This is a genomic window from Pseudomonas sp. TE3-3-F2023, assembly GCF_036784815.1.
Lineage (GTDB): Bacteria > Pseudomonadota > Gammaproteobacteria > Pseudomonadales > Pseudomonadaceae > Aquipseudomonas > Aquipseudomonas pudica.
In genome coordinates this window covers 283,646-302,283 of record NZ_CP145113.1, presented here as the reverse complement: position 1 = coordinate 302,283, position 18,638 = coordinate 283,646, and the positions used below count along the sequence as shown (strand labels likewise).

Annotated in this window: 13 protein-coding genes; 8 read left to right on the top strand and 5 right to left on the bottom strand. The window is 63.5% G+C overall.

What is annotated here, in order from left to right:
- Positions 1-55 precede the first annotated feature (55 nt).
- The 3 genes from V3314_RS01370 to V3314_RS01360 are packed head-to-tail and all read right to left on the bottom strand — an operon-like array spanning position 56 to position 4,651.
- Positions 56-1,375: a TldD/PmbA family protein gene (locus V3314_RS01370; RefSeq protein WP_135001304.1), complete on the bottom strand. Its 1,320-nt coding sequence runs from the start codon at positions 1,373-1,375 to the stop codon at positions 56-58.
- Positions 1,375-2,817: a TldD/PmbA family protein gene (locus V3314_RS01365; RefSeq protein ID WP_338459846.1), complete on the bottom strand. Its 1,443-nt coding sequence runs from the start codon at positions 2,815-2,817 to the stop codon at positions 1,375-1,377. Before V3314_RS01365 ends, V3314_RS01370 begins: the two co-directional genes overlap by 1 nt.
- Positions 2,818-2,848: 31 nt before the next feature.
- Positions 2,849-4,651 carry an acyl-CoA dehydrogenase gene (locus V3314_RS01360; RefSeq protein WP_338459845.1) on the bottom strand — a complete coding sequence of 601 codons (1,803 nt, stop codon included), beginning with the start codon at positions 4,649-4,651 and terminating at the stop codon, positions 2,849-2,851.
- A 370-nt stretch (positions 4,652-5,021) separates the two neighbouring features.
- Between V3314_RS01360 and V3314_RS01355 the strand changes: the two genes are divergently transcribed.
- A complete protein-coding gene (locus tag V3314_RS01355; RefSeq protein ID WP_338459844.1) occupies positions 5,022-5,585 on the top strand; it encodes a hypothetical protein in 564 nt (187 codons plus the stop codon).
- Between the two features lie 29 nt (positions 5,586-5,614).
- Complete coding sequence (locus V3314_RS01350; RefSeq protein WP_230385129.1) at positions 5,615-6,115, top strand: hypothetical protein; 501 nt, start codon at positions 5,615-5,617, stop codon at positions 6,113-6,115.
- A gap of 269 nt (positions 6,116-6,384) precedes the next feature.
- Here V3314_RS01350 and putA read toward each other — a convergent pair whose 3' ends face one another.
- Together putA and V3314_RS01340 are read right to left on the bottom strand one after the other, a co-directional pair.
- Positions 6,385-10,338, bottom strand: coding sequence for a trifunctional transcriptional regulator/proline dehydrogenase/L-glutamate gamma-semialdehyde dehydrogenase (putA, locus tag V3314_RS01345; RefSeq protein ID WP_046613384.1), 3,954 nt, complete (start codon positions 10,336-10,338; stop codon positions 6,385-6,387).
- Positions 10,339-10,432: 94 nt separating this feature from the next.
- A complete protein-coding gene (locus V3314_RS01340) occupies positions 10,433-10,621 on the bottom strand; it encodes a hypothetical protein (protein WP_135001306.1) in 189 nt (62 codons plus the stop codon).
- A 74-nt stretch (positions 10,622-10,695) separates the two neighbouring features.
- Here V3314_RS01340 and putP point away from each other — a divergent pair, with 74 nt between their 5' ends.
- The 6 genes from putP to V3314_RS01310 all read left to right on the top strand — a co-directional run bounded on the left by putP (position 10,696) and on the right by V3314_RS01310 (position 18,601).
- Positions 10,696-12,174, top strand: coding sequence for a sodium/proline symporter PutP (putP, locus tag V3314_RS01335; RefSeq protein ID WP_046613382.1), 1,479 nt, complete (start codon positions 10,696-10,698; stop codon positions 12,172-12,174).
- Between the two features lie 185 nt (positions 12,175-12,359).
- Entirely contained in the window at positions 12,360-13,196 is an 837-nt protein-coding gene (gene rlmJ, locus V3314_RS01330; RefSeq protein ID WP_338459843.1) for a 23S rRNA (adenine(2030)-N(6))-methyltransferase RlmJ, read from the top strand.
- Between the two features lie 237 nt (positions 13,197-13,433).
- A complete protein-coding gene (locus V3314_RS01325) occupies positions 13,434-15,191 on the top strand; it encodes a carbamoyltransferase (RefSeq protein WP_013974482.1) in 1,758 nt (585 codons plus the stop codon).
- Positions 15,175-16,305, top strand: coding sequence for a glycosyltransferase (locus V3314_RS01320; protein ID WP_046613378.1), 1,131 nt, complete (start codon positions 15,175-15,177; stop codon positions 16,303-16,305). The genes V3314_RS01325 and V3314_RS01320 overlap by 17 nt, the downstream gene beginning before the upstream one ends.
- The gene (locus V3314_RS01315; RefSeq protein ID WP_046613377.1) at positions 16,305-17,201 is read left to right on the top strand and encodes an antimicrobial resistance protein Mig-14; all 897 of its coding nucleotides are present in this window, start codon (positions 16,305-16,307) and stop codon (positions 17,199-17,201) included. The genes V3314_RS01320 and V3314_RS01315 overlap by 1 nt, the downstream gene beginning before the upstream one ends.
- On the top strand, positions 17,198-18,601 hold the full coding sequence (locus V3314_RS01310; protein ID WP_135001308.1) for a PIG-L family deacetylase: 1,404 nt from the start codon (positions 17,198-17,200) through the stop codon (positions 18,599-18,601). Before V3314_RS01315 ends, V3314_RS01310 begins: the two co-directional genes overlap by 4 nt.
- The last annotated feature ends 37 nt before the right edge of the window (positions 18,602-18,638 follow it).

Genomic DNA, 18,638 nt, shown 5'->3' with positions numbered 1-18,638 from the left:
GGCAGTGGAGATCCTGTGGGAGCGGCTTTAGCCGCGAAAGGGCCGGTAAGTCCAGTCACAATGTCAGGGTCAGGCCTTTGACCAGTGCCCCCGGTAAATGACTCGACCCGGTACTGCGCTGTCCATAGGTACTGGTCGACAGGATCATCTCGCGCTCGCTTGTCAGGTCTTCCAGCTGGCTGCCGAGCAAGCTGTACAGGCTGTCATCGAAGCGCATGGTGCTCACCGGGCCCTGGATCTGCCCGTTCTCCACCCAGAAGGTGGCGAAGCGGGTCAGCCCGGTCATGCGTGCCGCCGGCAAGTCGGAATAGTTCAGGTACCACAGGTTGCTGATGTACAGCCCGGTACCGAGCCGCTCCAGAATCTGCTCGCTCGGCAGGCTACCTGCTGCCAGGCTCAGCGCACACGGCGACTCGTAACTATCGGCGCCATTGGCCAGCAGCTCGAACTCGGCCGCACTGCGCGCGCTGATCAATCGTTGCACGGCCTCACCTTGCTGGATCAACGGCACATCCAGGCGCGGTGAGCCTTCATCGGAAAACGCCGGGCTCAACGAGCCGCTGACCTGCTCGGTGAAACTTACCAGCGGGCTCAGCCGCGCATCGCCGTTGTACAGGCGCTGCAGGGCGCTGTTGCCAGTGGCCAGGGCCTGTGCGGAAAAACCGCCCCAGCACAGCATGCCGGCTATTTCGTCCATGGCCGCCGGGGCCAGGTAGGCGCGGTAGCTGCCAGGTTTCAACGTGACGGCCGGGCGGCCAAGGAAACCCAGCTGCTCCCGCGCCTGGCGCAGGCGTGCGGCGAAGTCGTCAGCGTTCCAGGCCTGCCCGGCATAGTTGGCCTTCACCGCCTCGCCGTTCTGGTGGAACAGGCTCCAGTCAAAGTTGAAGCTGTTGGCCTGATGCCAGCCGAAGGCCCCGAACGAGCTGGCGAAGCCTCGGCAGATGGGGCCGGCGGCGTAGATGCCGACAAGGTCCAGGTCGCCGGCTTCACGCTCGAGCAGGGTCAGCACGTCGCTCAGTTCGGGCAGCGCCTGCTCCTGCTGGCTGTGGCTGTTCCAGGTATTTTCGTCCAGGCGCAGATAGGGGTCGACAGCCAGCAGCGGCAAGGTCTGGCGCAGTTGCGCCAGGGCAGCGATCAGGCGCTGGCTATCCAGTTGCGTGTCACCGCTCAAGGTCACCTGTTGCTCTGCCTGTCGGCCATCGTGGATCAGCTTCAGTTGCGCGCTGGCCTGGGTCACCTCGCCGGCCTGGCGTACCTTGGCATGGTTGAAGCGCACGAATTGCGACTGTTCGGCGCTGTAGCCGAGGGTGAATTGTTCGCCCGTCTGCAGGGCTTTGCGCACATCCCCGACCAGGGTTTCGAAAGCGTGCTTCATCAGGCGTCTCCTCCGAATACGTCGATCTGGCGGAACACGCAGGCCGGCGAGGCGTGGCCGACCCGCACCACCTGGTTGGGTTCGCCCTTGCCGCAGTTGGGCGTGCCCAGCACCTGGAAGGTACTGCTGTCGCCGACCGCCGCCAGGTTGCGCCAGAACTGCGCGGAGATGCCGCGGTAGTTGGGGTTCTTGACGATGCCCTTGAGCTCGCCGTTTTCGATCAACTGCCCCCATTCACAGCCGAACTGGAACTTGTTGCGTGCATCGTCGATGGACCAGGAGCGGTTGGTACGCATCAGGATGCCGTGTTCGATGCCCTTCACCAGCTGATCCAGACTCTGGTCGCCCGGCTCGATGTTGAGGTTGGCCATGCGGTCGATCGGCGCACGGTTCCAGCCGCAGGCGCGGCTGTTGGCCACGCCGTCGAGGCCGGAGCGGAACTGCGACAGCGCGCCACCCAGCGGGCGCAGCAGCAGGCCAGCGCGGATCAGGAACTGCTTGCTGGCCGGGGTGCCGTCATCATCGAAGCTGTAGCTGGCCAGCTCTTCGCCGATGGTCGGGTCAAAGGTCACGTTGAGCAGTGCGGAGCCGTACTGCAGGTGGCCGAAGTCGCCGGCCTTGACGAAGCTGGTGCCGGCGTAGTTGCGCTCGTCGCCGAGGATGCGGTCCATCTCCAACGGGTGGCCGATGGATTCGTGGATCTGCAGCATCATCTGGTCCGGCATCAACAGCAGGTCGCGCGGGCCGCTGGGGGTGTTCGGTGCCAGCAGCAGCTGTAGCGCTTCGTCGGCCACCCGGCGGGCCGCGCCGACCAGGCCGCAGCGCTCGATGATCTCGAAGCCGCCCTGCTGGCCGAAGTTGTCGCGGCCCAGGCTGCGGCTCTGGCTATCCTGGCCGTCGCTGGCGGTCACGCCCAGGCCTGGGAACAGGAAGCGCTGGGCGTGGCGCAGCTCGGCGCCGGCCGAGTTCAGATAGGTCTGCTCGACCAGGCTAAGGCCCAGGCTGGCCTGCCAGTCCACCAGGCGGCTGTCCTTGGGCACGCTGGCCGATTCGGCAGCGAGCAGGCCGAGGCAGTCGGCGAGGTTGGGCACGGGCTGGTCGAAGTTGGGCGAAATGTGGTCGTGGCGTGCGCTGGTCACCGGTTGCTCGCGCAGGTCCAGCAGGTTGTACCGAAGGATTTGCCGGGCCAGCGCCTCGGCCTGCTCCAGCGCACGCTGCAGGCCTGCCTGGGACAGGTCGGCGGTGGCCGCGTAGGCTTCCACGCCATTCACCCGCACGGTGAGCATGGCGCCCTCGTCCTGGCTGAAGAAGGGTGGTTCCGCGACGTTGCGGCGAACCGACAGCGCCTGGTGCGACTGTTTCACATGGCGCAGGGAAAACAACTCGGCCGTACTGCGCAGCGCAGCGAAGCGCTGGCGCAGCAGGGCGCTGGAATCGAACATTCGGAAGCCTCCGTGTACACGGTGGCTCCCCCTAGAACCACCCGTCTTGCATGGCGAGGCAGGTATCGTCGCGCGCCTCGAGCAATGCCAGCTCATTATGGCAGCCCGGTACTTCCCAGGTCAGGAAATAACGCGCGGCCTGTAGCTTGCCGAGGTAGAAGTCGCGGTCGGCAGGGTTGCCCTTGAGCAGTCCAAGCTCGGCATGAATCGCCTGTTCCAGCCAGCGCCAGCCGATCACGCAGTGGCCGAAGGCCTTGAGGTAGAGGGCCGAGTTGGCGAGGGCGCCGGCGACTTTGCCCTGTGCCAGGTCACCCAGCAAGGCCAGGGTCACACCTTGCAGGCGGTTGACCAGTTGCTCCAGCGGCTGGCGCAGTGGGTCGAGGTTCGGGTGGTGGCTGGCGCGCTCGCCGGTCGCGGCGATCGACCGGATCAACTGCTTGAGGCCGGCGCCATTGTTCTGCGCCAGCTTGCGGCCCAGCAGGTCGAGCGACTGGATGCCCTCGGTGCCTTCATGGATCGGGTTCAGGCGGTTGTCGCGGTAATACTGTTCGACCGGGTATTCGCGGGTGTAGCCGTGGCCGCCGAGGATCTGGATCGCCAGTTCATTGGCCTTGAGGCAGAACGTCGAGGGCCAGGATTTGACGATCGGGGTCAGCAGGTCGAGCAGCTCCTGCGCCTGCTTGCGGGCGCTGTCGTCGCTGGCAGTCTGGGTGTCGTCGAACAGGCGTGCGGCATACAGGCCCAGGTCGAAAGCGCCCTCCACGTAGGCCTTCTGTGCCAGCAGCATGCGTTTCACATCGCTGTGCTCGATGATCGGCACCGCCGGGCTGTGCGGGTCTTTGTTGTCCGGCAACCGACCCTGCGGGCGTTGGCGGGCGTACTCCAGCGAATACAGGTAGCCGGCGTAACCGAGCATCACTGCGCCCATGCCGACACCGATGCGTGCCTCGTTCATCATCTGGAACATGCAGGCCAGGCCCTGGTGCGGCTGGCCGACCAGGTAGCCGACGCACCGGCCGTTGTCGCCGAAGTTCAGCGCGGTGGAGGTGGTACCGCGCCAGCCCATCTTGTGAAAGAGCCCGGCCAGCAGCACATCGTTGCGCGGGCCACGGCTGCCATTTTCGCTGACCAGGTACTTGGGCACGATGAACAGCGAGATGCCCTTCACGCCGGGCGGCGCATCCGGCAGCTTGGCCAGCACCATGTGCACGATGTTTTCCGACAACTCGTGATCGCCGCCGGAAATGAAAATCTTGTTGCCCTTGAGCCGGTAGCTGCCGTCAGCGGCAGGTTCGGCACGGGTGCGGATATCGGCCAGCGACGAGCCAGCGTGGGGTTCTGTCAGGGCCATGGTGCCAAAGTAACGGCCTTCGATCATCGGCTGCAGGAACAGGCGCTTCTGTTCATCGCTGCCGAAGCTCTCGATCAGGTTGGCCGCGCCCATGGTCAGGAACGGGTAGGCCGTGGTGCCGGCGTTGGCCGCCTGAAAATGGGCGAAGCAGGCCTGCGAAACCAGGCTTGGCAGCTGCATGCCGCCGACTTCGAAGTCGCGGTTGGCGTTGAGGAAGCCGGCTTCGAGAAAAGCGTCGACGGCGGGTTTCACTTCGGGGATCAGGTCGGCGCGGCCGTCCACGTAGCGCGGCTCGTTTTCGTCGGCCTTGCGGTTGTGCGGGGCGAAGAACTTCTCGGCAATGGTACGGGCAGTTGATAGCGCCGCATCGAAGGTTTCGCGGCTGTGGTCGGCGAAGCGTGGGCGTTGGGCGAGGGCCTCGGCGTCGAGGACTTCGTAGAGCTCGAAGGCGAGGTTGCGGGGGCTGAGCAGGGTCTCGGGCATGGTCGCGGTCCTGAGGCGGGATGCTGCGAGTCTAGGCGGATAGAGTTAGGTGGGGGAGGTTAATAGGTTTGGGTGATATGGGTTGAGAACGCCGGGATGCTGGTGGTTGGTCGCACAGCTCACGCGTAGGGGCAGTTGTTGTTTTGCCTGTTCGGGCCCTTTCGCGGGTAAACCCGCTCCCACAAGTACTGCGCAGCTCCAGCCATCAACGCTGCACCTGTAGGGGCGGTTTTACCCGTGAAAAAGGCCGGAACAGGCGCAGGAAAATGTAGAGACGTTTCCCACAACTCAGAGCGGAACTGGCCTACTGCGGATCGAATGCCATTTGGCCTTGAATGTGTGCTTTGGTGTTCGTAATGAGGCTTTTCTGATGAGTGATGTCCACAAAAACGACTTGACTGGTTCCGAAGACAAGCAACTTCCCTTCTTCGTAGTTTCGCCCGTGAAGTTTGGCGTAATGACCTTCTTCACCCTGGGTTTCTACTGGCTGTATTGCTTTTATCAGAGCTGGAAGCTGCATGGAGCGAGAACAGGAGAAAAGGTCAGCCCATTCTGGCGAAGCGCTTTTGCAGTGTTCTTCATCTACCCATTATTGAGAAGGGTGAATGATCATATTCGCGAGTCAGGCAGATCCTACCCTTGGTCCATTATGGGGCTCACGCTGGGCTATTACGGTATGTGTGCTGCCTCGGTGGCTGCCAGTGTGATTCTGGATGATCAGTCGTGGGCGGCTTATTTTGCGGGCGTAGTCATTCAAGCAGCTTGGTTGTTCATCCTGATGCCCATGCAGAAAGGCGTCAATTTCAGCTCGAGGGATGAGGCGGGGCTGGCCAACAGCGGTTTCACGCTGTCCAATTGGTTGTGGATACTGCTGGTTGCCGCAATTACAGCAGCGCAGCTGTTTGCTTTGATCATACTATCTCCCATGGTTTGAGCAGCGGCGCGGTTCGAAGAGGGAGCATATTGAAGAACTCGAATTTGAGCTGGCATGCGATCGCTTTTCTGTTTTGGGGAGGCATGGACGCGTTCTACATCTGCTTTCATGTCTTGCGCAGTATGGAGCGAGGTGCCATACCTTTCTGGACGGATTTCGAGGACGCATTGAGCAACATGCAGACCTGGGGAGGAGGGCTGGAGCTAGTCGTCTGGCTAGGCCTGGTTCTGCAGCTTTCGTTGATAGCGACCTGCGCGTTGTTTTTTATGCGTTGCCGGTTGGCTGTCTACTTGGCGATGGTGCAGATCCCCTTTCGAATCTTTTTTATCGTTCCTTCGATATCCACAATCCTGTTGTTGCCGATGCTGGCTTCCAGTATCAGTAACTGGGTGTGGATTGGGCTGATGCTGACTTCGGAGGCTGCGAAAGGCTGGTGCTTATTGTGGCTCTGGCGAAAGCGCGGGCATCGGTGCAGGGCCTTGGCTCTCTTTCCTGATTTCGAACGATTGCCGCAACACCGCAAAAAATGAACCCTGCCTGCAGACAACCCGATGCTGGGGCAGATGCCCTCTACAAGGCTTCATTGATATATCGCCTGAACGGGCCCTTTCGCGGGTGAACCAGCTCCCACAGGACCGTTACATTCTTCAAGATTTGCACAGTAAATGTGGGAGCGGGCTTGCCCCGCGAAGCGCCGTGCGGGCGGCGCTCGATCTCACAGGCGCAGAATATTTTGTGGCAAACACGCCCATAAAAAAGGAGAGCCGAAGCTCTCCCTTTTCTTCAACAACCCTCAGCCTCAGCCAATGGTCATCAAGCTGGCATTACCACCGGCAGCAGCAGTGTTCACACTTACCGCCCGCTCGATCACCAGGCGCTCCAGCGCAATCTGGTGGTCGCCGCTGGACAGCCCGTGCACGCCCACGATCGCCCCGGCACGCTTGGCCACCTGCTGGCACACGCCGCGCAGCTGATCCGAGTCGCCATGGTGGATCACGGCGTCGAATGCCACTTCATCCTTGTTCCAGTCCGCCACCAGCTTGACCTTGGCCTGCAGCTCTCGCGGCAGGCGGGCGCGCAGTGCCTTGCCCGGCTCGCTGTCGGCCCATAGCGCCGAGCTGCCAACGGCCAGCACTGCGGCAAATTGCGCCAACAGGTCGGCTTCGTTGTCGGCCAGGCACAGCACGTGCTCGCGCGGCAGGATGGTGTAGCTGTTACGCTCGCCGGTCGGGCCTGGCAGCAAGCGGGCTATGCCGCTCTGCGACTGGCTTGCGAACTGGCTGCAAAGCGCGGCCAGGTCGGCCAGTTGATTGCTCTCGGCCCAAGCTTTCAGCCCGTGCAGTGGCTTGATCAGCTGTTCGTGCAGGGCGCGGTCAGGCTTGCCTTCGCCGTCCTGCTGCTGGAAGTGGCGGCCAATCGCGTCAGCCGGGCGGGTCGACAGCAGGCGGTACAGGTACAGCGGGCCGCCGGCTTTCGGGCCGGTGCCGGACAGGCCTTCACCACCGAACGGCTGCACGCCCACCACTGCACCGACGATGTTGCGGTTGACGTACATGTTGCCGGCGTTGGCGGTTTCCACCACCTTGGCGATGGTCTCGTCGATGCGGGTGTGCACGCCGAGGGTCAGGCCGTAGCCGGAGTTGTTGATCTGCTCGATCAGCTGATCCAGGTTGCGACGGTTGTAGCGCACCACGTGCAGCACCGGGCCGAAGATTTCACGCTTGAGCTCGTCGAAGCTTTCCAGTTCGATCAGGGTCGGCATGACGAAGGTGCCGCGCTTGAGCTCGGCAGCATCGGCAATGGCCACCTGGTAGACCGAGCGACCTTTCTCGCGCATGCCCTGGATGTGCTTCTCGATGCCGGCCTTGGCTTCGGCGTCGATCACAGGGCCAATGTCCACGGCCAGGCGGTCCGGGCAGCCCAGGCGGCTTTCGGCCATGGCGCCCTTGAGCATTTCGATCACGCGGTCGGCGGAGTCTTCCTGCAGGCACAGCACGCGCAATGCCGAGCAACGCTGGCCGGCGCTGTCGAAGGCCGAGGACACCACATCGATCACCACCTGCTCGGTCAGTGCCGAGGAGTCGACGATCATCGCGTTCTGGCCACCGGTTTCGGCGATCAGCGGGATCGGGCGACCCTGGTTGTCCAGGCGGCCGGCTACGTTGCGCTGCAGCAGGCGGGCCACTTCGGTGGAGCCGGTGAACATCACGCCCTTGACGCGCTCGTCACCTACCAGGCCGGCACCGACGGTTTCACCGCGGCCTGGCAGCAGTTGCAGCACGCCTTCAGGGATGCCGGCTTCCAGCAGCAGGCGCACGGCCTGGGCGGCGATCAGCGGGGTTTGCTCGGCCGGCTTGGCCAGTACCGGGTTGCCGGCGGCGAGCGCTGCGGCTACCTGGCCGGTGAAGATCGCCAGCGGGAAGTTCCACGGGCTGATGCAGACCACAGGGCCCAGCGGGCGGTGGGCGTCGTTGCTGAAGTCATTGCGTGCCTGCACCGCGTAGTAGCGCAGGAAATCCACGGCTTCACGCACTTCGGCGATGGCGTTGGCGAAGGTCTTGCCGGCTTCGCGGATGAGCAGGCCCATCAGCGGCTGGATTTCGGCCTCCATCAGGTCAGCAGTGCGCTCCAGAATGGCAGCACGCTCGGCTGGCGGGGTGGCCTGCCAGATCGGTGCGGCATTCAGTGCGCACTGGATGGCGTTGTCGACGTCGGCGACAGTGGCTTCCTGAACATGGCCGACCACGTCGCGGTGGTCCGCCGGGTTCAGCACCGGTGCGGCTGTGCCTTCGCTGGCAGCGCAAGCCAGCAGCGGCGTGGCTTTCCAGTCGTTGTGGGCGGTCGCCAGCATGGCGCAGGACAGCGACGCCAGGCGGTGTTCGTTGGCCATGTCGATGCCGGCCGAGTTGGCCCGCTCGCTGCCATACAGTTCACGAGGCAGCGGGATGCGAGGGTGCGGCAGGCCGATGCTGCCTTCCTGGGTGCCCATGCGCTCGATACTGGCGACCGGGTCGGCGACCAGTTCCTGGATGGAGATCGAGTGGTCGGCGATGCGGTTGACGAAGGAGGTGTTGGCGCCGTTTTCCAGCAGGCGACGCACCAGGTAGGCCAGCAGCGTTTCGTGGGTACCGACCGGTGCATAGACGCGGCACGGACGGTTCAGCTTGCCTTCGGAAATCTTGCCGACCACCTGCTCGTACAGCGGCTCGCCCATGCCGTGCAGGCACTGGAACTCGTACTGGCCCGGGTAATAGTTCTGGCCGGCAATGTGGTAGATGGCCGACAGGGTGTGGGCGTTGTGAGTGGCGAACTGCGGATAGATGGCCTCCGGCACGGCCAGCAGCTTGCGGGCGCAGGCGACATAGGACACGTCGGTGTACACCTTGCGGGTGTAGACCGGGTAACCTTCCAGGCCTTCAACCTGGGCGCGCTTGATTTCGCTGTCCCAGTAGGCGCCTTTCACCAGGCGGATCATCAGACGGTGGCGGCTGCGCTTGGCCAGGTCGATGACATAGTCGATCACATACGGGCAGCGCTTCTGGTAGGCCTGGATAACGAAGCCGATGCCATTCCAGCCGGCCAGCGAAGGCTCGAAGCACAGGCGCTCGAGCAGGTCGAGCGACAGCTCCAGGCGGTCGGCTTCTTCGGCGTCGATGTTCAGGCCGATGTCGTACTGCTTGGCCAGCAGGGTCAGCGACAGCAGGCGCGGGTACAGCTCTTCCATCACGCGCTCGTACTGGGCGCGGCTGTAGCGCGGGTGCAACGCCGACAGCTTGATCGAGATGCCCGGGCCTTCATAGATGCCGCGGCCATGGGAGGCCTTGCCGATCGAGTGGATGGCCTGCTCGTAGGACGCCAGGTACTTCTGTGCGTCGTGCTCGGTCAGTGCGGCTTCGCCGAGCATGTCGTAGGAATAGCGGAAGCCCTTGGACTCGAAGCGGCTGGCGTTGGCCAAGGCTTCAGCGATGGTTTCGCCGGTGACGAACTGCTCGCCCATCAGGCGCATGGCCATGTCGACGCCTTTGCGGATCATCGGCTCGCCGCTCTTGCCGATGATGCGGGTGAGGGAGGAGGTGAGGCCGGATTCGTTGTGGGTGGACACCAGCTTGCCGGTCAGCAGCAGGCCCCAGGTGGCGGCGTTGACGAACAGCGACGGGCTGTTGCCCAGGTGTGGTTGCCAGTTGCCGGTGCTGATCTTGTCGCGGATCAGTGCGTCACGGGTGCCCTTGTCGGGAATGCGCAGCAAGGCTTCGGCCAGGCACATCAATGCCACGCCTTCCTGGGACGACAGCGAAAATTCCTGCAGCAGGCCCTGGACGATGCCGGCACGACCGCCAGCGCTCTTCTGGTTACGCAGTTTCTCGGCGATGCCGGCGGCCATCTTGTTGGTCGCTTCGGCCAGCGGGGCGCTCAGGCGCGCCTGCTCCAGCAGCATCGGTACCACTTCCTGTTCGGGACGGCGGTAGGCGGCGGTGATCGCCGAGCGCAGTACCGACTGCGGCAGGATGCTCTCGGCGAACTCGAGGAAGCACTGGTGGCCGTGGTCGGGTTGGATCTCGCCGGCGTCGTCGGCCACGTTGCTGGCATGGCCGTTGAGTTCGGTCAGGGTGGCACCACCCTCGAGCTTCTCCAGGTAGTTGAAGATCGCTTGTTTGATCAACCAGTGCGGGGTGCGGTCAATCGACTGCGCAGCTGCCTTGAGTCGCTCACGGGTCGGGTCATCGAGTTTGACCCCAAGGGTGGTCGTCGCCATTTCTTATCCTCGTTATTGCCACGGTCGTGGCCTAAGCTGACGCCAAGAGTAGCTGTAGGACAATTCGGGTGCAACCAGGTGCAACCCGAATTTTTCACGGAAAAGGTGCAACTCGTCCGGCAACCATTTCCACAGCCTTGAAAGGGGCCGCTTCGGTGCGTTTTATTCTTGAAAGCGGGCTTTTTGCTCCAAAAAGGAGCAAAAAATCAGATTTGTCGGAAATTGCACGAAGAGGTGCAACTTGCAAATGAAAAATGGTTGCACCCACTTTGCGTTGTTGCATACGATTCGCGGCCTGGGTGCAACCGCCATGGCTGCGGTTGTGCATGACATAAAAACAAACGCCAGGGCACACGCATGGGCAATCCTCTAACGATCACTTTCGTGGTCTATATCGCCGCAATGGTGCTGATCGGCTTCGCCGCCTATCGCTCCACCAATAACCTTTCCGACTACATCCTCGGCGGCCGCAGCCTGGGTAGCGTGGTCACCGCGCTTTCCGCTGGTGCTTCCGACATGAGTGGCTGGCTGCTGATGGGCCTGCCAGGCGCCATCTACTTCTCCGGCTTGTCCGAAGCCTGGATTGCCATCGGCCTGACCGTCGGCGCCTACCTGAACTGGTTGTTCGTTGCTGGTCGTCTGCGCGTGCAGACCGAGCACAACGGCGATGCGCTGACCCTGCCGGACTACTTCTCCAGCCGCTTCGAAGACAATAGCGGCCTGCTGCGGATCATCTCGGCCATCGTGATCCTGGTGTTCTTCACCATCTACTGCGCCTCCGGCATCGTTGCCGGTGCTCGTCTGTTCGAGAGCACCTTCGGCATGTCGTACGAAACGGCCCTGTGGGCCGGTGCTGCTGCGACCATCGCCTACACCTTCATCGGTGGTTTCCTGGCGGTGAGCTGGACCGATACCGTGCAGGCTTCGCTGATGATCTTTGCGCTGATCCTCACTCCGGTGATCGTGCTGATCTCCACTGGCGGCTTCGATACCACCTTCGCTGCCATCGATGCGGTCAACCCGGCCCACTTCGACATGTTCAAGGGCGCCACCTTCATCGGCATCATCTCGCTGATGGGCTGGGGGCTGGGCTACTTCGGTCAGCCGCACATCCTGGCGCGTTTCATGGCTGCCGACTCGGTGAAGTCGATCGCCAACGCTCGTCGTATCTCCATGACCTGGATGATCCTTTGCCTGGTCGGTACCTGCGCCGTGGGCTTCTTCGGTATCGCCTACTTCTCGGCGCATCCTGACCTGGCAGGCCCGGTCAGCGAGAACCGCGAGCGGGTGTTCATCGAGCTGGCCAAGATCCTGTTCAACCCATGGGTTGCCGGTGTGCTGCTTTCGGCCATCCTGGCGGCGGTAATGAGTACCCTGAGCTGCCAGCTGCTGGTGTGCTCCAGCGCCCTGACCGAAGACTTCTACAAGGCGTTCCTGCGCAAGAGCGCTTCGCAGGTCGAGCTGGTGTGGGTCGGCCGCCTGATGGTGCTGGCCGTCGCCCTGATCGCCATCGCCATGGCCTCCAACCCGGAAAACCGCGTGCTGGGCCTGGTGGCTTACGCCTGGGCCGGCTTCGGTGCTGCTTTCGGTCCGGTGGTGCTGATTTCGGTACTGTGGAAAGGCATGACCCGTAACGGCGCACTGGCCGGTATCGTGGTTGGCGCACTGACCGTGATCCTGTGGAAGAACTTCGACACCCTTGGGTTGTACGAAATCATCCCGGGCTTCCTGTTCGCCAGCATCGCCATCATCGTGGTGAGCAAGCTGGGCAGCCCGTCGCAGGCAATGGTCAAGCGCTTCGAGACTGCTGATGCGGCGTATCACGCTGACAAGTAATACCCGTTGAGTCGGCGGCGCCTGCTTCGCGGGTGAACCCGCTCCCACAGGGATTGCACAGAACTCAAATTCTGTGAGGTACCTGTGGGAGCGGGTTTACCCGCGAAGAGGTCACCGCCGATCAGCAGCCAGGCCTGACTCCGCCTGCAAGGCAAGGTAAACTTGCCACCCCCGCAGGAGTTGCCATGAACTATCGTCACGCCTTCCACGCCGGCAACCACGCCGACGTCCTCAAACATATCGTGCTGACCCGCCTCATCGCCCTGATGTCGCGCAAGGAGCAGCCGTTCGCCTACATCGATACCCATGCAGGGCTCGGCCTTTACGACCTGCAGGGCGACCAGGCAACCCGCACCGGCGAGTACCTGGAAGGTGTCGCCCGCCTGTGGAATCGCGATGACCTGCCGGCCATGGCTGGCGACTATCTGCGCATCATCAAGCGCCTGAATGCAGATGGCGAGCTGCGCTACTACCCCGGTTCGCCCGAGCTGGCCCGCCGTCTGATGCGCGGGCAGGACCGTGCCCTGCTCAACGAGAAGCATCCCGAAGACGGGCCGCTGCTCAAGGAAAACATGAAGAAAGACCCGCGCGTGGTCGTGCACCTGGGCGAAGGCTGGCACGTGCCGCGGGCCTTGCTGCCGGTGCAGGAGAAGCGCGCGATCATGCTGATCGACCCACCGTTCGAACAGGCTGACGAACTCAAGCGCTGCACTACCGCCATGAAAGAGGCGATCGGCCGCATGCGCCAGACCGTCGCGGCCATCTGGTACCCGATCAAGGACCAGCGCTCGCTGGCCCGCTTCTACCAGGACCTGACCAGCACCGGCGCACCGAAACTGCTGCGGGTCGAGTTGTATGTGCACCACCAGGACAGCCCGCAGGGGCTCAACGGCTCAGGTCTGGCCATCGCCAATCCGCCCTGGGGGCTGGAGGAAGAACTCAAGGAGCTGCTGCCATGGCTGGCCAAAGAGCTGGCGCAAACCGCCGGCAGTTTCCGCATGGACTGGCTGATCGCTGAATAAGCCGCGCTGCGATCCCTTGTAGGAGCGGCCTTGTGTCGCGAAAGGGCCGCAAAGCGGCCCCGGCAATTTCTGCTGCGGAGCTGAAAGCCTGGGGCCGCTGCACGGCCCTTTCGCGACACAAGGCCGCTCCTACAACGACCGCGCAGTTCCTGATGTTTGCGTTATAATCCCGCCCTTTAGCCGCCACCCGCCCAAGAGGCCGCTGGCGCATTTCTACCGAATGAAGAGGCTAATCCCTTGGCATTGACGATTCTTGGCCTGTCCGGCGCCCTTAGCCATGACCCTTCCGCGGCCTTGTACATTGACGGCAAACTGATTGCCGCCGCCGAAGAAGAGCGCTTCGTGCGTGACAAGCATGCGAAGAACCGCATGCCCTACGAGTCGGCGAAGTTCTGCCTGGAACAGGCAGGCATCAAGCCATCCGACGTCGACGTGGTAGCCATCCCGTTCGCCCCGATCAGCCTGTTCGGCAAGGCGCGCTGGCACTATGCCAAGCGCTACTGGTACGCCCCGGACCGCGCCCTCGACGCGATCCTGATGGGCAATCGTCGCTACAAGCGCTACCGCAAGAAGATCGTCTGGTGCCTGGAGCAATTGGGCTTCGACCCGAAAAAGGTCAAGATCGAACCGGTCGAGCACCACCTGGCCCACGCCTCCAGTGCCTACCACTGCTCGGGCTTCAAGGAAAAAACCGCAATCCTCGGCATTGACGGCAAGGGCGAATACGCCACCACCTTCTTTGGCTACGGCGAAAACGGCAAGATCCACAAGATCAAGGAATTCTTCGACCCTGACTCGCTGGGCGGTCTGTACGGCGCAATCACCGAATTCCTCGGCTTCGAGATGCTCGATGGCGAGTTCAAGGTCATGGGCATGGCGCCGTATGGCGACGCGAGCAAGTACGACTTCTCGCGCCTGGCCAGCTTCGAAAACGGCGAGCTGGTGATCAACACCGAATACGCCAACGTCATCGGCCTGCGCCGCTATAAAGAGAAGGGCAAGGGCTTCTACTTCTCGCCGAAGCTGATCGAATGGCTGGGCCCCAAGCGTGAAGGCGACATCGCCGACGAGCCGTACATCCATTACGCGGCCAGCATGCAGGCGCTGTTCGAGAAGATCGCTCTGCAGATGATCGATCACTACCTGGGTGACGTCCTGCGTGAAACCGGCAAGCTGGCCTTTGCCGGCGGTTGCGCGCTGAACGTCAAGCTCAACCAGAAGATCATCGCCCGCCCAGACCTGAAAGAGCTGTTCGTGCAGCCGGCCTCCGGTGACGCCGGTACCGCCGTGGGTGCTGCCGCCTACGTTTCCCACGCCCGTGGCGTGCCGGTCGAGAAGATGGAACACGTCTACCTCGGCCCTTCGTACTCCAACGAAGATGTGATTGCCGCCTGTGCCCGTCACCCAAACGCGCCGAAGTGGCGAAAACTCGACGACATGCCGCAGCGCATCGCCAAAATCATGGTCGACGGCAATCCGGTGGCCTGGTTCCAGGGCCGCATGGAGTTCGGCCCTCGTGCCCTGGGCGGCCGTTCGATCATCGGTTGCCCGAGCGTGCCGGGCGTAGCCGACCGCATCAACGAGCAGATCAAGTTCCGCGAACGCTGGAGACCTTTCTGCCCGTCGATGCTCGACACCGTCGCCCCGCAAATGATCAAGGTCGACCACCCGGCGCCATTCATGACCTTTACCTTCGAAGTGGCTGAAGAGTGGAAGACCCGCGTGCCGGAAGTGGTCCACGAGGATGGCACTTCGCGTGCCCAGGTGCTCAAGCGCGAGTACAACCCGCGCTACTACGACATGATGAAGGCGCTGGAAGACCTGACCGGCAACGGCGTGTCGCTGAACACCTCGCTGAACCGCCGTGGTGAACCGATGATCTGCTCGCCGACCGACGCCTTGAACATGTTCTTCGGCTCGGACCTGCAGTACCTGATCATGGAAGACATCCTGGTTGTGAAGGACGGCGCGGCCCCGTATGACCAGCCGCTCTGAGCCGCGTATTCTACAGTTCTGCCATGGCTATGACGGGCCGTTCCTGGACTGCGCCCGTCAATACGCCAGCCTGTTCCATGGGCGTGGCTACCAGGTCACCACGGTGTTCCTCACCGGCGCTGCCGACCCGCAGGTAGCGGCTGGCTGTGCGTCGGACGAGGTGCTGTTCCTGGAGTTCAGCTCCAAGGCCGTGCGCGGCCTGAAACTCGGCGCCATCCGCGCATTGCGGCGGATCGCGGCCGAGCGCAATTTCGCCTTCTGCATTGCCCATCGCTTCAAGCCGATCTACGTGGCGTTGCTGGGCACCGGCTTGCCGGTGATCGGCGTGCACCACGCTTTCGGTGACTACGAGCGCAAGGGGCGACGCATCTTCGCCAACCTGTTCAGCAAGCGCCTGAGCTTGCTGGGCGTGTCGGACGCAGTGCGTGACGACATGCGCCGCTGCTTGCCGCAGTGGCCGGCAGAGCGTATCCAGACCCTGTACAACCGCATCGACATTGACGCCCTGCAAGCGGCCCTGGTGCCACGCGCCGAGGCCCGTCAGGCCTTGGGCCTGGATGCGCAGGCGTGGATTGTCGGTAACGTAGGGCGCCTGCACCCGGACAAAGACCAGGCCACCCTGCTGCGTGGCTTTGCCGAAGCCCTACCGGGGCTGCCAGCCGGCGCTCGCCTGGCGATTCTCGGCAAGGGGCGCCTGGAAACCAGGCTCAAGGCCCAGGCTGCCGAGCTGGGCATTGCCGGGCAAGTGGACTTCCTTGGCCAGGTGCCTGATGCGCGCCGTTACTTCCAGGCGTTCGACGTATTCGCGCTGAGCTCCGACCATGAGCCCTTCGGCATGGTCCTGCTCGAAGCCATGGCGGCAGGTGTACCGGTACTGGCCACGGCCTGTGGCGGTGCCCGTGAAGTGGTCGAGGGTGTTGGCGTACTGTTTCCGCTGGGTGATGCCGGGCAACTGGCTCAGGGCCTGAAGCACATGGCTATGCTCGATGGGCAGCAGCGCCAGGCCTGTGCCGAGCACATGCTGCAGCGCCTGCGTGAACGCTTTTCCGACCAGGCGGTGCGCGAGGCCTTCTGGCAGCTGCCGCAAGTCCGTGTGCTGGTGGGGCAGGCCTGATGCTCAACTGTATCCAGGCCTTCCGTGAGCGCGGTTGGCAAGTTATCGACGCCAAGGCCTACGCCGAGGCATGGGCCCGCTTTGGTGGCAGTGTCGCCACTCATCCTTTGGTGGTCGAGCAGTTGGCGGACCTGGCACAGATCCCGGTGCGTTATCTGGGCTGGCACCAGGCCGGCGAGCTGAAGGCCGCCATCCCCACCTGGGGGCGCCACCTTGCGCTGTCCAAGGATGTGCTCAAGCGTGCCGGGAAAAAGGCTCTGTTCGACCTGGGCAACGCCGAAATCATCCTGCCGGCGGCCGCCGATGCCGCTGCGCCGTTGCGCCATGCCGCGCGCTACCTGTCCGAACTGAACCAAGGCCGCTTCAGTGGCCTCAAGGCACAGAAGGAACAGCTGGCCATGGCCCGCGCCCACGAAGACCTGTCGAAGAAGTTCCGCTACAACCAGCGCCGCGAACTGCGCCTGCTGGAAGAGGCGGGCGGTGTGGTGCGCCCGATCAGCGACTTCAGCGCGCAGGAAATCGCCAGCATGTACTGCGACCTGTTCCGTCGCCGCTGGGGCTTCCCTGCCACCGGCGCCGAGCGCATGGCCGAGGTGTTGGAGCGCCTGCGCGAGCTGCTGATCGGCTCGGTGCTGCTGTTGGACGGCAAGCCGATTGCCATCCAGCTGGTATACCGTGTCGAAGCGCCGGAATGGATCAGCGTCGAGTACATCAATGGCGGTGTCGACCCTGAAACCAAGGCCTTCAGCCCCGGCAGCGTGCTGAGCTTCCTCAATACCCAGGCCGCCTGGGAGGACGCCCGTGCGCGCAACAAGCCGCTGCGGTTCTCGTTCGGCCGTGCCGACCGCGAGTACAAGGACCGCTGGTGCAACCCCGTACCGGTGTATCAGGCGTGAGTCGCAAGCAGCAGTTGCTCAAGCGCCACCGGCGCAACAAGCGCCTGGGCCTGCTGGTGGGCCTGGCCGCGCTGGTGACCGTAGGGGTGTTCAGCTGGTGGTGGTTGCCACTTCTGCTGTTGCCGCTGCTGTGGGCGGCCCATGAAGCCTGGTTTGCCGACCACTTGTTCTATGCGCCAGGCGAGGACTACGCGTACGAATTCGGCGAGCAGACCCTGGAGGTTCCTGCCACCCTGAGCGGCGGCCTGCTCAAGGCTGAATGCACGCTGCAGGGCAACGACACCCTGATCCTCGAGCTGCGGGTAAAAAGCAGCTGGCTGGGGCGCTTCCTCGACCCGCAGGTCGAGCTGGTGGCTGGCGAGCAGGCCGACCGGCAAACCTTCGAGCGCGGCGTCGATGGCGTGCGCTTCCTCAATCTGACCGGCCTCGCCGCACCTCTGCAGGCAGGCGCGTTGCGCCTGCGTGGCCGGCATTGTGGGCTGTTGGGCCGGCCGCGCTTGTGGATAACCCCGGCGGTCGAGCTGCAACGGCGTCGAGTGATGGTGATCGCGCCGCATGCCGATGACGCCGAACTGGCCGCTTACGGGCTCTACAGCCAGGCCGACGAAACCTGGGTAGTGACGCTGACCGCAGGTGAGATCGAGGCCGAACACTATCAGAAGATGGGACTGGCAAAGGCCGAAGCCGCACGCCTTAAGGGCCGCCTGCGGGCCTGGGACAGTATCGCCGTGCCACGCTGGGCCGGTGTGGCGGAATCGCGTTGCGTGCAGCTGGGCTACTTCTGCCTGCAACTGCCTGCCATGCAGGCTGCGCCCGACCAGCCGGCCGCTTCTCGCGAGGCCGACCTCGCCGACATTCGCGTCTTCCGCCGGTTCAACCCATTCCCGCTGCCGGCCGACGGCGATGGCGCGCCGACCTGGCGCAACCTGCTGGCCGATCTGCGGGCCTTGCTGGAAATGGCCAGGCCAGAGGTGCTGGTTATGCCGCACCCGCAGCTCGACCCGCACCCCGACCATATATGTGCCCAGGCAGCGGTGCTGGAAGCCTTGCAAGGCCTGGCCTGGCAGCCGCAAACCCTGCTGTGCTACGCCAATCACCTGCACGACAACGACCGCTGGCCGATGGGCGACAGTGGTGATGGCGTGGCCTTGCCACCGCAGCTGAGCGCCGCTCAGGCGTGGGCACCTTGCAGTCTGGTACTGGACGTGGCAACCCAGCGCGACAAGGCCATGGCCCTGGGCATGATGCACGACCTGCAGCCACCGGCGCCGTTCAAGCGCCGGCTGCGTCGCTTGTTGCAGCGCTGGCTGGCCGGGCGGCGGCCGTCGCCTTACGGCGAGAACGAATTCTTCCGCAAGGCCGTGCGCCGACATGAACTGTTCTGGCGGCGTGAGTTGTAGCCGCGCCCCCATGGTTGACCGCGATGGCGCAGAGCGC

What these genes read in the sequence shown, in the direction of transcription:
- V3314_RS01370 (WP_135001304.1), bottom strand. Translation starts at nt 1,375, where the DNA reads ATGAAGCACGCTTTCGAAACCCTGGTCGGGGATGTGCGCAAAGCCCTG.
- V3314_RS01365 (WP_338459846.1), bottom strand. Translation starts at nt 2,817, where the DNA reads ATGTTCGATTCCAGCGCCCTGCTGCGCCAGCGCTTCGCTGCGCTGCGC.
- V3314_RS01360 (WP_338459845.1), bottom strand. Translation starts at nt 4,651, where the DNA reads ATGCCCGAGACCCTGCTCAGCCCCCGCAACCTCGCCTTCGAGCTCTAC.
- V3314_RS01355 (WP_338459844.1), top strand. Translation starts at nt 5,022, where the DNA reads ATGAGTGATGTCCACAAAAACGACTTGACTGGTTCCGAAGACAAGCAA.
- putA (WP_046613384.1), bottom strand. Translation starts at nt 10,338, where the DNA reads ATGGCGACGACCACCCTTGGGGTCAAACTCGATGACCCGACCCGTGAG.
- V3314_RS01340 (WP_135001306.1), bottom strand. Translation starts at nt 10,621, where the DNA reads ATGCAACAACGCAAAGTGGGTGCAACCATTTTTCATTTGCAAGTTGCA.
- putP (WP_046613382.1), top strand. Translation starts at nt 10,696, where the DNA reads ATGGGCAATCCTCTAACGATCACTTTCGTGGTCTATATCGCCGCAATG.
- rlmJ (WP_338459843.1), top strand. Translation starts at nt 12,360, where the DNA reads ATGAACTATCGTCACGCCTTCCACGCCGGCAACCACGCCGACGTCCTC.
- V3314_RS01320 (WP_046613378.1), top strand. Translation starts at nt 15,175, where the DNA reads ATGACCAGCCGCTCTGAGCCGCGTATTCTACAGTTCTGCCATGGCTAT.
- V3314_RS01315 (WP_046613377.1), top strand. Translation starts at nt 16,305, where the DNA reads ATGCTCAACTGTATCCAGGCCTTCCGTGAGCGCGGTTGGCAAGTTATC.